This window comes from Curtobacterium sp. VKM Ac-1395 (assembly GCF_015350975.1).
In the GTDB taxonomy this organism is placed as follows: domain Bacteria; phylum Actinomycetota; class Actinomycetes; order Actinomycetales; family Microbacteriaceae; genus Curtobacterium.
The window spans coordinates 343,222-355,137 of record NZ_JADKRX010000004.1; the positions used below are offsets into that span (position 1 = coordinate 343,222).

Sequence of the window (11,916 nt, forward strand, 5' to 3'; positions counted from 1 at the left end):
TGGTGCCCGGTAGACAGGGAGCGATGACCGAACCCCGCGTGCGCCCGATGCTCGACGTCCACCGCATCTACGCCGAACCCGCTGCGCTCGAGCTGCCCCGTGGGGCCGAGGTCGTCGCCAGGTGGCCCGACGCCGAGGTCGTCCCCGTCGAGTCGCACTGGAACATCCCCGAGGTCCACGGCGACGAGCGCAACGTCTCGCGCTGGGTGCGGATCAAGACCGAGGCGCTGGTGCTCGGCGTGAAGAAGTCGCTCGTCACCCGGCCGAACGGTCGCTCGGCGGACTTCATCGCGCCGTCGACGGCGAACGGCTGCGCGATGGCGTGCGCGTACTGCTACGTGCCGCGCCGCAAGGGCTACAGCAACCCCGTGACGGTCTTCGCGAACATCGAGCAGATCACCAAGCACATCGCGCGGAACATCCACAAGCAGGGGGAGAAGACCGAGCCGAACCAGTGCGACCCCGACGCCTGGGTCTACGACATCGGCGAGAACAGCGACTGCTCGGTCGACGCGATGATCAGCGACAACGTGCGCGACCTCTGCGACCTGTTCCGGATGACCCCGACGGCCAAGGCGTCGTTCGCGACGAAGTACGTCAACCGCGACCTGCTCGACTGGGACCCGATGGGGCGCACGCGCATCCGGTTCTCGCTCATGCCGCACGAGACCGCGAAGGTCACCGACATCCGCACCTCCCCGATCGCCGAGCGGATCGCCGCGGTGAACGACTTCGTCGACGCGGGGTACGAGGTCCACCTCAACTTCTCGCCCGTGATCCTCACCCCGACGTGGGAGTCCGACTGGGCCGAGCTCCTGCGTCAGGTCGACGACGTGCTGTCCCCGCGGGCGAAGGCGCAGCTCGCGTCGGAGGTCATCTTCCTCACGCACAACGAGCCCCTGCACCAGGTGAACCTCGGCTGGCACCCGAAGGCCGAGGACCTGCTCTGGCGTCCCGACCTGCAGGAGCAGAAGGTGTCGCAGAACGGTGCCGTCAACGTCCGGTACCGCTCGGGCATGAAGGGGCAGCTCGTCGAGCGGTTCCGCGAGCTCGTCGCCGAGCACCTGCCGTCCTGCCGCATCCGCTACGCCTTCTGAACACCGGACCGAACGCACGAACGGCCCGGCATCCGTGGATGCCGGGCCGCTCACGCGGTCAGGAGCAGGTGCTCACTTGCCGTCGACGGCGTCCTTCGCCTTCTCGGTCTCCATGCGCGCCTCGCCCATGTGCTGGTCCTTCTTGCCCTGGGCGTGCAGTTCCTGGTCGTCGGTGTGCTCGCCGACGGTCTCCTCGACCTTGCCGACGATCTTCTGGGTGGCGTCCTTGGCCTTGTCTCCGAGCGACATGGTGATTCCTTCCGGTGGGGCATCACCGGTGGTCCCGGCGGTGTGTCACCGACAGTACGGACGCCTCTGTACCCCGTTCACTGCGGCGGGACAGGTGCCGGCTGATCAGGGGATCAGACGGTCTGCGCGGTAGCGCGCGAACAGGTCGGCGAAGGCCTGCTCGGTGCGGCGGTAGCCGGTGAACCCGGCGTCGCGGCTCTTGCCCATGTCGGTGACGACCTCCATGGCCCGACCCAGGTCGGCGTCGGTGTGCCACCACGACGCGACACGGGTGATGTCCGGCTCGACGAGGCCGTGGCGCTCGGCGATCCCGGCCCAGGCGGCCTCGTATGGGGCCATCTGCTGCTCGAGCGGTCGGGCCTCCTCGGAGAACCCGACGACGCGCGCCGGGTCGACCCCGAGGTGGGCGGCGAGCCGCGGCCACATCCAGCGCCAGCGGAAGACGTCGCCGTTGACGATGTTGAACGGCTCGTCGGCGCCCTCGGGCGAGGTCGCCGCCCACACCATGTGCTCGGCGAGCAGACCGGCGTCGGTCATGTCGGTCAGGCCGTTCCACTGGGCCTCGCTGCCGGGGAAGACGAAGTCCAGGTCGAGCTCCTTCGCCAGCGTCGCCTGCACAGCGAGGGTCAGGCCCATGTTCATCGCGTTGCCGACCGCGTGGCCGATCACCGTGTGGGAGCGGTGCACGGACCAGGTGAAGCCCTGACGCTCGGCGGCGGCGAAGAGCTCATCCTCCTGCGCGTAGTAGAAGTTCGGGGTGTCGAGCCGCGGCTCCTCCTCGTGGAAGGGGGTGTCGGGCATCTCGCCGGCGGCGTACGCCTCGAACGGGCCGAGGTAGTGCTTCAGCCCGGTCACCAGCGCGACGTGGGCGAGCGGCGCGTGGTCGAGGGCGGCGAGCAGGTCGCGCACCATCGCACTGTTCACGGCGATGTTCTCGGCCTCGGTCGCCTGTCGCTGCCACGCGGTGAAGAACACGTGCGTGGGCCGCTCGTCAGCGAGTGCGCTGCGGAGCCCCTCGGGGTCGCGGAGGTCGGCGGCGATGCCACGGACGCCGTTGCGGGTCCCTGCTCGTCGGGAGAGTGCGCTCACCTCCCACCCGTCCTGGGTCAGGCGCTCGACGAGGGCCGAGCCGGTGATGCCGCTGGCGCCCACGACGAGGGCGCTGCGCTGGGCGGTGGACTGTGTGGTGGTTCCGTCGGGAGTCATCGCTGGTAGCCAACACCTGTCGTCGCGAGGGTGTTCCCTCAGCGTGGACGGCGGATCCGGATCGGGCCCTTGGCGGTCGAGGGGTCGACGACGTTCCCACCCTGGGTGATCTCGACCTCGCCCCGGGCCACCATGCGCCGTGCGGCTCGACGGGCGGGTTCCATCAGGTCGCGCCAGTCCTCGCCACCGATCGCCCGCGCGGCGTCCGACGGGCAGATGCTCGAGGTCAGCGCCCGGGCGTCCAGCAGTTCGTCGATGGTGCGCTCGAGCGTGCGGTCGGTGTCGTCGAGCTTGTGCCGACGGCAGGCGTCCGAGCACCACTTCGCATCGGGTGACGCCGACTCCGGCATGCGACGCCCGCAGGACGCACACGTGCGCTCGGCCTGCGCGGCCTCGACCCGGCGTGCGTCGTCCTCGGTGCGGATCGCTCGTCCCATGCGTCCATCATCGTCCCGAAGCGCACTCCCGTACCCAGCCGACGTCGAACTGGCAGCATCGGAGCAGTGACTCCCGACAGCGCCCCCGCCCGACCGTCCGAGCCCGCCTGGGTCGAGCACGTGCTGTGGTGGCACGTCTACCCGCTCGGCTTCGTCGGCGCCGAGGTCCGCCCCGAGACGCCCGTCGGCGACCGGCAGGTGGAGCACCGCCTCGACCGGATCACCGGCTGGCTCGACCACGTCGTCGACCTCGGGCTGAACGGACTGCTCCTCGGACCGGTCTTCGCGAGCAGCACGCACGGGTACGACACGGTCGACCACCTGCGGATCGACCCGCGCCTCGGGGACGACGCCGACTTCGACGCCCTCGTGACCGCGGCGCACGAGCGCGGCATCCGCGTGGTGCTCGACGGCGTCTTCAACCACGTCGGCCGTGAGCACCCGGCGTTCCGGGCACTCGAGACCGACGGACCCGCGGCGGCGTCCGCACCGCTGTTCGGCATCGACTGGACCGGCTGGAACCCGGGCGACCCGGTGCCGGTCGGGCTGTTCGAGGGCCACGACATCCTGGTGGCGCTCGACCACTCGTCGCAGGCGACCGAGGACCTCGTCGTCGACGTGATGACCCACTGGCTGGAGCGCGGCGTCGACGGGTGGCGGCTCGACGCGGCCTACGCGGTGCCGTCGGCGTTCTGGGCGCGGGTGCTGCCGCGCGTGCGGGAGCGGTTCCCGGACGCGTGGTTCACCGGCGAGGTCATCCACGGCGACACGGCCACGATCGTCACCGAGTCGACGATGGACTCGACCACGCAGTACGAGCTGTGGCAAGCGGTCTGGCACGGGATCGCCGACCGCAACTGCTTCGAGCTGGCGCACGCGATCGAACGTCACGACGCCCTGCTCGCCACGTCGGCCCCGAGCACGTTCATCGGCAACCACGACGTGACCCGCATCGCCAGTGCGGTGGGGGAGCGGTTCGCGCCCCACGCGGCCGCGGTGCTGTTCACCGTCGCCGGCACCCCGAGCGTGTGGGCGGGGGACGAGTACGGGTGGACCGGGGTGAAGGAGGAGCGCCTCGGTGGCGACGACGCCGTCCGTCCGGAGTTCCCGCCGACGCCTCCGGAGCCGACGGCCCTGACCCACACGTACGAGGCGCTCGTCGCCCTCCGCCGTCGGCACCCCTGGCTGCACCGGGCGCACACCGACGTCGTGCACCTGGAGAACACCGTCGTCGTGCTGCGGACGGCGACCGGGGACGACGCGGTCGTGACCGCCCTGAACCTGGCCGACGATCCGGTCGAGGTGCCTGCGGCCGACGCGACCCGGGTGGAGGCGGGCGCAGGCGACCTGCGCGACGGCACCCTGAGCCTCCCGGCTGCCGGGTGGGCCGTCCTGACCCGCTGACCCCGGGAACGAGACTCGGGCCGGCGGACAGTTCCGCGGGTTCGTGACCCGCAGAGTGTCCGCCGGCCCGAGTCTCGGTCCAGCGTGGTGCGCCCTACTTCCGGGCGGACGCCGCCCGGCGCTTGTTGAACACGTCGAACGCGACGGCGGCGAGCAGCACCAGGCCCTTGATGAGGGACTGGAACTCGGTGCCGACACCGAGGATCGACATGCCGTTGTTCAGGATGCCGATGATGAGACCACCGACGATGGCGCCCGGCACGGTGCCGATGCCGCCGGTGACGGCAGCGCCACCGATGAACACGGCGGCGATGGCGTCGAGTTCGAAGCCGTTGCCCGCGCTCGGCGAGGCGAGGTTGAGCTGGCCGGTGAAGACCACGCCCGCCAGGGCCGAGATGACACCCATGTTGACGAAGAGGAGGAACGTGACGCGCTTCGTTTTGACGCCGGACAGCTGCGCCGCGAGGGCGTTGCCGCCGATGGCGTAGATGTGGCGACCGAACACCGCGCTGCGCATGACGAGCGAGTACACGACCACGAGCACGCCGAGGATGACGAGCACGATCGGGGTGCCGTTGTAGCTGGCGAGGAGCAGTGCGACGTACATGACCAGCGCGACGGTGAAGACGAGCTTCGTCATGAACCAGGCGAAGGGCTCGTCCTCGAGCTGGTACTTGCGACGCGTGGCACGGCCACGGAACGCGGTGACGACCAGGATCGCGGCGGCCGCGAAGCCGAGGATCATCGTCAGCGGCTCGTAGCCCGAGCTGCCGAACGCCGGCAGGAAGCCGGAGCCGAGCGAGCGGAAGCCCTCCGGGAACGGCGAGATCTGCTGGTTCTGCAGGGCGATCTGGGCCGCACCACGGAACGCGAGCATGCCCGCCAGCGTCACGATGAACGCCGGGATACCGAAGTAGGCGATCCAGAAGCCCTGCCAGGCGCCGACGAGGGCACCGATGACCAGGCAGAGGACGACCGCGATCGGCCACGGCACGTGCCACTGCGTGATCATCACACCGGCCATCGCGCCGGTGAAGGCGACGACGGACCCGACCGACAGGTCGATGTGACCGGCGATGATGACCATCACCATGCCGATGGCGAGGATCAGGATGTAGCTGTTCTGGACGACCAGGTTCGAGACGTTGATCGGGGCGAGGGTGATCCCGCCGGTCGTCACCTGGAAGAAGATGACGATGACGATCAGCGCGATGAACAGGCCGATCTGCCGGAGCTGCCCGGTGAGGTAACTAGCTGCGGACTTGAGCGCGTTCATTGACTGGGGTCTCCCGTTCCTGGGTCATGTACTGCATGAGGGTCTCCGGCGTCGCCTCGGAGCGGGGGACGTCCGCCGTGATGCGACCCTCGGAAAGGGTGTAGATGCGGTCACAGATGCCGAGCAGCTCGGGGAGTTCCGAGGAGATCACGATGATCCCCTTCCCCTGGTCCGCGAGCGCGTTGATGATCGTGTAGATCTCGTACTTGGCGCCGACGTCGATGCCGCGGGTGGGCTCGTCGAGGATGAGCACGTCGGGGTCGGCGTACATCCACTTCGACAGGACGACCTTCTGCTGGTTGCCACCGGAGAGCTTCCCGGTGACCGCGTTGACGGTCGGTGCCTTGATGTTCATGTTCTTGAGGAACTGCCGCGCGACGGTGGTCTCCTCGGAGCCGTTCACGAAGCCCCACTTGGCGAGCTTGCCGAGTGCCGAGCCGGAGACGTTCCGCTTGATGTCGTCGAGCAGGTTCAGGCCGTAGCGCTTGCGGTCCTCGGTGGCGTAGGCGATGCCGTTGTCGATCGCCGCGGTCACCGTGTTCGTCTTGATCGGGACGCCGCGCTTGTAGACGGTGCCCGAGATGCCGGTGCCGTACGAGTGCCCGAAGACGCTCATCGCGAGCTCGGTCCGTCCGGCGCCCATCAGCCCCGCGATGCCGACGATCTCACCGGCGCGGACGTTGAGGTTCGCCTGGTGGATGATCTCGCGCGAGCCGTCGAGCGGGTGGTGGACGGTCCAGTCCTCGATCCGCAGGAGCTCCTCGCCGATCGTCGACTCGTGCTCCGGGTAGCGGGTCGACAGGTCGCGACCGACCATGCCGCGGATGATCCGGTTCTCGGAGATGTCGTCGGCGTGCATGTCGAGCGTCTCGATCGTCTGCCCGTCGCGGATGATCGTCACCTTGTCGGCGATCGCCTTGATCTCGTTGAGCTTGTGGCTGATGATGATCGCCGTCATGCCCTCGGCCTGCAGCGAGCGGATCAGCTCGAGCAGGTGCGCCGAGTCGTCGTCGTTCAGGGCCGCGGTCGGCTCGTCGAGGATGAGGAGCTTGACCTTCTTCGACAGGGCCTTCGCGATCTCCACGAGCTGCTGCTTGCCGACGCCGATGTCCACGATCTTCGTGATCGGGTTGTCCTTCAGGCCGACGCGCTGCAGGAGCTCGGCGGCCGCCAGGTTCGTCTTGTTCCAGTCGATGAAGCCGCCCTTGGACCGCTCGTTGCCGAGGAAGATGTTCTCGGCGATCGACAGGAACGGGCTGAGCGCGAGCTCCTGGTGGATGATCACGACGCCGGCTTCCTCGGAGTCGTTGATGTTCGAGAACTTCACGGGCTGGCCGTCGAGCAGGATCTCGCCCTCGAAGGACCCGGCCGGGTAGACCCCGGACAACACCTTCATCAGCGTGGACTTGCCCGCGCCGTTCTCGCCGCAGATCGCGTGGACCTGACCGCGTTCGACCTCGATGGAGACGCCCTGCAGGGCCTTGACGCCGGGGAACGTCTTGGTGATGTCCCGCATCTCGAGGATGGTGTCCGTCACGTGGACTGCCTTCCGTTGTGCGCGCGAGCGCGCGTGGTGAGACGAGCGGGAGGCGCGGTGCGGTCTGGCACCGCGCCTCCCGTTCTGGAAGAGGGGCGGAGGGGAGGCGCGGTGCGGTGTGGCACCGCGCCTCCTGTCCGGTGTGGAGCTGGACCTACTTGAGGTCGGCGTCCGAGTAGTAGCCCGAGTCGACGAGGACCTTCTTGTAGTTGTCCTTCGTGACGACCGTCGGCTGGAAGAGGAAGGTCGGGACGACCTTCACCTTGTTGTCGTAGGTCTTCGTGTCGTTGACCTCGGGCTTCTTGCCCGACAGCAGGTCCTCGGCCATGCTCGCCGACTTCTCGGCCAGCTGACGCGTGTCCTTGTAGATGGTCGAGTACTGCTGGTCAGCGATGATCGACTTGACGCTGGCGGCCTCGGCGTCCTGACCGGTGATGGTCGGGAGCGGACGGCTCGAGGTGCCGTAGCCGGCGCCCTGGAGCGCCGAGATGATGCCGATCGACATGCCGTCGTACGGGGAGAGCACGCCGTTCAGCGTGGTGCCACCGGAGTACGACTTCGCGACGAGGTTCTGCATGCGGGACTTGGCGGTCGCCGGGTCCCACTGCAGCGTGGCGGCCTGCGTGAAGCCGTCCTGGCCGGAGCCGATCTTGATGGTGCCGTCCTCGATGTACGGCTTGAGGGTCTTCATCGCGCCGTTGAAGAAGAACGTGGCGTTGTTGTCGTCGGGCGAACCGGCGAAGACCTCGATGTTGAAGGGGCCCTTCTTGCCGGTCTTCTTGCCGTCCGCGTCGAGCACACCGAGACCGGTGAGCAGCGAGGTGGCCTGGTCGACGCCGACCTTCTCGTTGTCGAACGACACGTAGTAGTCGACGTTCTTGTTGCCCGTGAGCAGGCGGTCGTAGGAGATCACCTTGATGCCGGCCTTGGCGGCGGCGTCGAGCTGGTCGGAGAGCGAACCACCGTCGATGGACGCGACGATGAGGACCTTCGCGCCCTTGGTGATCATGTTGCTGACCTGCTGGACCTGCTGCGGGATCTTGTTGTCCGCGTACTCCAGGTCGACCTTGTAGCCGGCCTTCTCGAGGTCGGACTTGACGGCGTTGCCGTCCTTGATCCACCGCTCGGAGACCTTGGTCGGCATGGCGACGCCCACCAGGGCGCCCTTGTTGTCGGTGCTGCCGCTGCCGCCACCGTCGGAGGAGGCGCGACCGCCGGCCGAGCAGCCAGCGAGTGCGATGGCGATGCCGAGGGCTGCGACGCCCGCGACGATCCTGCGCTTCATCATCGAAGTACCTCTGTTCCCGCCACGTCGACGTCGACGTGAGCTGTGTGACCTCGGCTGCTGTGCCGGTGTCGGAGTGTGATGCTCTGAGTGAGCGCTCACATCTTGGGCTGCGCACGACGCCGTGTCAACTCGCTCAGCCGTTTCGTGCGGGCCGTGCGGTTCTCCCACCGAGCGGTACGGTGTGCACGTGACCACCGCATCGACGACGAACGGCAAGGGGCGCAAGGCCCCCACCATCTTCGACGTCGCCGAGCGCGCCGGGGTCTCGCACCAGACGGTGTCCCGCGTGATCAACGGGGACCCGACGGTCCGCGACCACTTCCGGTCCCGGGTCACGACGGCCATCGGGGAGCTCGGCTACCGTCCGCGCGCCGCCGCCAGGGCCCTCGCCGGCGGCCGGAGCAAGGCCCTCGGACTGGTGACGGCTGGGGACGCGCTCTACGGCCCGTCGAGCACCGCGATCGGGTTCGAACGCGCGGCCCGCACCGCCGGGTACCACGTGCTGCTCTCCACCCTGCCGGACGACCCGCGGCCCGCCGACCTGACCAGCGCCCTCGTCAGCCTGCTCGCGCAGGACGTCGCCGCGGTCGTGCTCGTCGCCGCCGACAACCGCGTGCTCGACGCCCTCGCGTCGCTGACGGTGCCGGTGACCGTGCCCGTCGTGGTCTCGAACGCGATGCAGCGGGACGCGATCCCGGCGGCGTCCCGCGCCGAGCAGCTCCTGCCGAGCGTCGCAGCCGTGGCGATCGACCAGGTCGTCGGCACCACCCTGGCGATGCAGCACCTGTTCGGCCGTGGGCACCGGCGCATCGTGCACATCTCGGGGCCGACGGTCTCGCAGGAGTCCGAGGTGCGCCGGACCACCTACACGCGGCTCATGGTCGAGGCCGGGCTCGAACCCGTCGTGCTCGACGGCGACTGGACCCCGGCGAGCGGCTTCGCGGCCGGGCGGATGATCGACGCGACGGCGGTGGACGCGGTGTTCTGCGGGAACGACCAGATGGCGCTCGGGGTGTTGCACGCCTTCGCCGACGACGGGCTCCGGGTGCCGGACGACATCGCCGTGCTCGGCTTCGACGACATCCCCGAGGCCGAGCACTTCACCCCGCCGCTCACCACCATCCGGCAGGACTTCATGGCGATGGGGGAGCGGGTGCTCGCCTCGGTGCGGTCACTGGTCGAGGGCCGGCCGCTCGACGACACGCTCATCCAGCCGCAGCTCGTGGTGCGCCGGAGCGCCTGAGGGCGGCCCGCTGCCGCTCGCTGCGGCCCCTGCGCCGCGGTGCGGCTCCTGTTCCGTGGTGCGAGGTCGCGCACACCGTGCCGCCCTCTGGCCGGGCACCGGGTGCGCAACCTCGCACGAGGGTGCTCAGCGAGCGAGCGGCAGCCAGACGCGCATCGGGACCGCGCCGCGGTTCGCCCACGCGTAGTACGGGATCGCGACCGCGCTGACGGACGGGGAGCGGCCCGGCTCGGCCCCGCCGGCACCGGTCACGTCGTCGACGGTGGCCGCGTCGACGGCCGCACCCGAGCCTCCCGGGCGGCTCGCCGTGTCGAGACGGCGGTACGGCCACGCTGCCTGCTCGTGCCGCGTCGGGGCGTGGGCCGGGACGCGCAGCGTGACGATGCCGTCGAGGAGGTCCTCGCGGGGTTCCTCGGTGATCACCGCGTCGGCGTCGACCGTCAGGTCGTCGACCGTGAAGCCGTCCTGGTCGGGCTGCTCGACGGCGTAGACGAGGGGGCCGCGTTCGATCGCGACCTGGCCTCGCGCGGCGTCGATGCGGGCGTCCGCCACGAACCGGTGGGGCGTGGTGTCGAACACGAGCTCGACGGTGTCGCCGGCGTGCCACTCGCGGTCGATCGTGTGCAGGGAGCCAGCGGACGGGTGGGCCTCGGTGCCGTCGACCGTGACCGTCGTCGTGTCCGACCACGCCGGGATCCGCAGCCCCAGGGCGAGGGGACCGTCCTGGGTCACCGTGACCAGGACACGGCCGTCGTGCGGGTAGCCCGTCTCGACGGAGACCGGGCCGAGGTCGGCGGTCGCGTACTGGTGCACCTGGAGTCCGCCGTCGGTCGCGGTGGCGAGGTAGCCGTCCAGGCTCGCGAACGTGCGCATGATGTTCGGCGGGCAGCACGCGCAGTCGAACCAGCCGCGGCGGCCGTGGGCGGGGGAGCGGTTCTCGTCGGCGAGGGCGGCGTCGCGGTGCTGCAGGGGGTTGACGTAGAAGTACTCCGTGCCCGCCAGGCTGACCCCGGGCAGGAACGCGTTGTACAGCAGGCGCTCGATCGCGTCGGCGTACTCGGACTTGCCCGTCGCCAGGAGCAGGCGCCACGCCCACTGCACGCCGCCGATCGCGGCGCAGGTCTCGGCGTAGCCGCGGTCGGTCGGGAGCTCGTACGGGTCGCCGAACGCCTCCCAGTCCCAGCGGGCGCCGAGGCCGCCGGTGATGAACGCCTTCGTCGCCATCATGTCGGCGAACTGGCGCTCGCTCGCGGCCAGGAGCTCGGTGTCGCCGGTCTCGATCGCGACGTCGACGGCCCCCGCCGCGAGGTACACGGCGCGGACGGCGTGGCCCTCGACGGTGGTGGCGGTGCGCGCGGGGACACGGTCGGAGAAGTAGGTCGGCTCGCCGCCGGCGCGCTCGATGATGCCCTGTCCACGGGCGTCGACGAACCAGTGCGCCAGGTCGAGGTAGGCGCGGGTGCCGGTCTCGCGGTACAGCTCGACCAGGCCCATCTCGACGACGGGGTGGCCGTCGATGTCGTGCTTCCTGGGCGTGCCGTCCGGTGCCGTGCCGTCGCCGAAGGTCCGCACGAGGTGGTCCGCGTTCTTGATGGCGACCTCGAGCAGGCCGGTGTCACCCGTCGCACGGGACTGCGCGACCGCTGCCTGCATGAGGTGGCCGGCGCAGTACATCTCGTGGCTCCACTTGAGGTCCGTGTACCGCTCGCCGTTCCCGCGCACCTGCTGCACGGAGTCGAGGTAGCCGTCGTCGGCCTGGGCGTCGGCGACGAGCGCGGTGACCTCGCGCTGCAGGTCACGGAGGTCCTCGGCGGGTTCGCGGCCGAGCTCCCATGCCACGGCCTCGAGCCACTTGTACACGTCCGAGTCCATGAAGATCGGGCCGACGACCTCGCCCTGCTCTGTGCCCGCGGCGATGCGGAGGTTCCGGAAGTTGCCGGCGGTGTCGAGCTGGCGGTACCCGTCACGGACGGCGTCGCGGCCGTTGCGGTCCTGGCGCAGGTGCCAGAAGCCGCCGGTGATGCGCGGGGTGGCGGTGCCGGCTCCGGTGGTGAGTGGACGGACCGTCAGGTGCGCGGCGGCGGTCGGGAGGACCGGGGTCGCGGTACGCACGCGGCTGTCGGTGGTGAGCGTGGTGGTCATGACAGCTCCTGGTGACGACGGTGTCGGAAAACGGTTT

Annotated in this window: 10 protein-coding genes; 3 read left to right on the forward strand and 7 right to left on the reverse strand. The window is 69.8% G+C overall.

The features are described from left to right. Positions 1–23: 23 nt before the first annotated feature. Positions 24–1,097 carry a spore photoproduct lyase family protein gene (locus tag ITJ68_RS13255; RefSeq protein WP_194661722.1) on the forward strand — a complete coding sequence of 358 codons (1,074 nt, stop codon included), beginning with the start codon at positions 24–26 and terminating at the stop codon, positions 1,095–1,097. Between the two features lie 72 nt (positions 1,098–1,169). Here ITJ68_RS13255 and ITJ68_RS13260 read toward each other — a convergent pair whose 3' ends face one another. From ITJ68_RS13260 to ITJ68_RS13270, 3 genes are all read right to left on the reverse strand, one after another. Next, positions 1,170–1,346: a CsbD family protein gene (locus tag ITJ68_RS13260; RefSeq protein WP_139200483.1), complete on the reverse strand. Its 177-nt coding sequence runs from the start codon at positions 1,344–1,346 to the stop codon at positions 1,170–1,172. Positions 1,347–1,451: 105 nt separating this feature from the next. Continuing rightward, positions 1,452–2,552, reverse strand: a complete 1,101-nt coding sequence (locus ITJ68_RS13265) for an SDR family oxidoreductase (protein WP_194661723.1) — start codon at positions 2,550–2,552, stop codon at positions 1,452–1,454. A 38-nt stretch (positions 2,553–2,590) separates the two neighbouring features. Then, positions 2,591–2,989, reverse strand: coding sequence for a DUF3253 domain-containing protein (locus ITJ68_RS13270; RefSeq protein WP_194661724.1), 399 nt, complete (start codon positions 2,987–2,989; stop codon positions 2,591–2,593). Between the two features lie 66 nt (positions 2,990–3,055). Between ITJ68_RS13270 and ITJ68_RS13275 the strand changes: the two genes are divergently transcribed. After that, on the forward strand, positions 3,056–4,393 hold the full coding sequence (locus ITJ68_RS13275) for an alpha-amylase family glycosyl hydrolase (RefSeq protein WP_194661725.1): 1,338 nt from the start codon (positions 3,056–3,058) through the stop codon (positions 4,391–4,393). A gap of 94 nt (positions 4,394–4,487) precedes the next feature. Here ITJ68_RS13275 and mmsB read toward each other — a convergent pair whose 3' ends face one another. From mmsB to chvE, 3 genes are all read right to left on the reverse strand, one after another. After that, the gene (mmsB, locus tag ITJ68_RS13280; RefSeq protein ID WP_071269573.1) at positions 4,488–5,669 is read right to left on the reverse strand and encodes a multiple monosaccharide ABC transporter permease; all 1,182 of its coding nucleotides are present in this window, start codon (positions 5,667–5,669) and stop codon (positions 4,488–4,490) included. Further along, entirely contained in the window at positions 5,644–7,206 is a 1,563-nt protein-coding gene (gene mmsA / locus ITJ68_RS13285) for a multiple monosaccharide ABC transporter ATP-binding protein (protein ID WP_194661726.1), read from the reverse strand. The genes mmsB and mmsA overlap by 26 nt, the downstream gene beginning before the upstream one ends. 154 nt (positions 7,207–7,360) lie before the next feature. Beyond that, on the reverse strand, positions 7,361–8,494 hold the full coding sequence (gene chvE, locus ITJ68_RS13290; protein WP_194661727.1) for a multiple monosaccharide ABC transporter substrate-binding protein: 1,134 nt from the start codon (positions 8,492–8,494) through the stop codon (positions 7,361–7,363). Between the two features lie 187 nt (positions 8,495–8,681). Between chvE and ITJ68_RS13295 the strand changes: the two genes are divergently transcribed. Continuing rightward, on the forward strand, positions 8,682–9,737 hold the full coding sequence (locus ITJ68_RS13295) for a substrate-binding domain-containing protein (RefSeq protein ID WP_194661728.1): 1,056 nt from the start codon (positions 8,682–8,684) through the stop codon (positions 9,735–9,737). Positions 9,738–9,863: 126 nt separating this feature from the next. Here ITJ68_RS13295 and ITJ68_RS13300 read toward each other — a convergent pair whose 3' ends face one another. Then, positions 9,864–11,879 (reverse strand): glycoside hydrolase family 127 protein, encoded by a 2,016-nt coding sequence (locus ITJ68_RS13300; protein ID WP_194661729.1) that lies wholly within the window; start codon positions 11,877–11,879, stop codon positions 9,864–9,866. Positions 11,880–11,916 lie beyond the last annotated feature (37 nt).

Bases quoted from the DNA above. Each gene is read 5' to 3' on its own strand.
- ITJ68_RS13300 (WP_194661729.1), bottom strand. From the start codon at position 11,879: ATGACCACCACGCTCACCACCGACAGCCGCGTGCGTACCGCGACCCCG.
- ITJ68_RS13255 (WP_194661722.1), top strand. From the start codon at position 24: ATGACCGAACCCCGCGTGCGCCCGATGCTCGACGTCCACCGCATCTAC.
- chvE (WP_194661727.1), bottom strand. From the start codon at position 8,494: ATGATGAAGCGCAGGATCGTCGCGGGCGTCGCAGCCCTCGGCATCGCC.
- ITJ68_RS13270 (WP_194661724.1), bottom strand. From the start codon at position 2,989: ATGGGACGAGCGATCCGCACCGAGGACGACGCACGCCGGGTCGAGGCC.
- ITJ68_RS13265 (WP_194661723.1), bottom strand. From the start codon at position 2,552: ATGACTCCCGACGGAACCACCACACAGTCCACCGCCCAGCGCAGCGCC.
- mmsB (WP_071269573.1), bottom strand. From the start codon at position 5,669: ATGAACGCGCTCAAGTCCGCAGCTAGTTACCTCACCGGGCAGCTCCGG.
- ITJ68_RS13260 (WP_139200483.1), bottom strand. From the start codon at position 1,346: ATGTCGCTCGGAGACAAGGCCAAGGACGCCACCCAGAAGATCGTCGGC.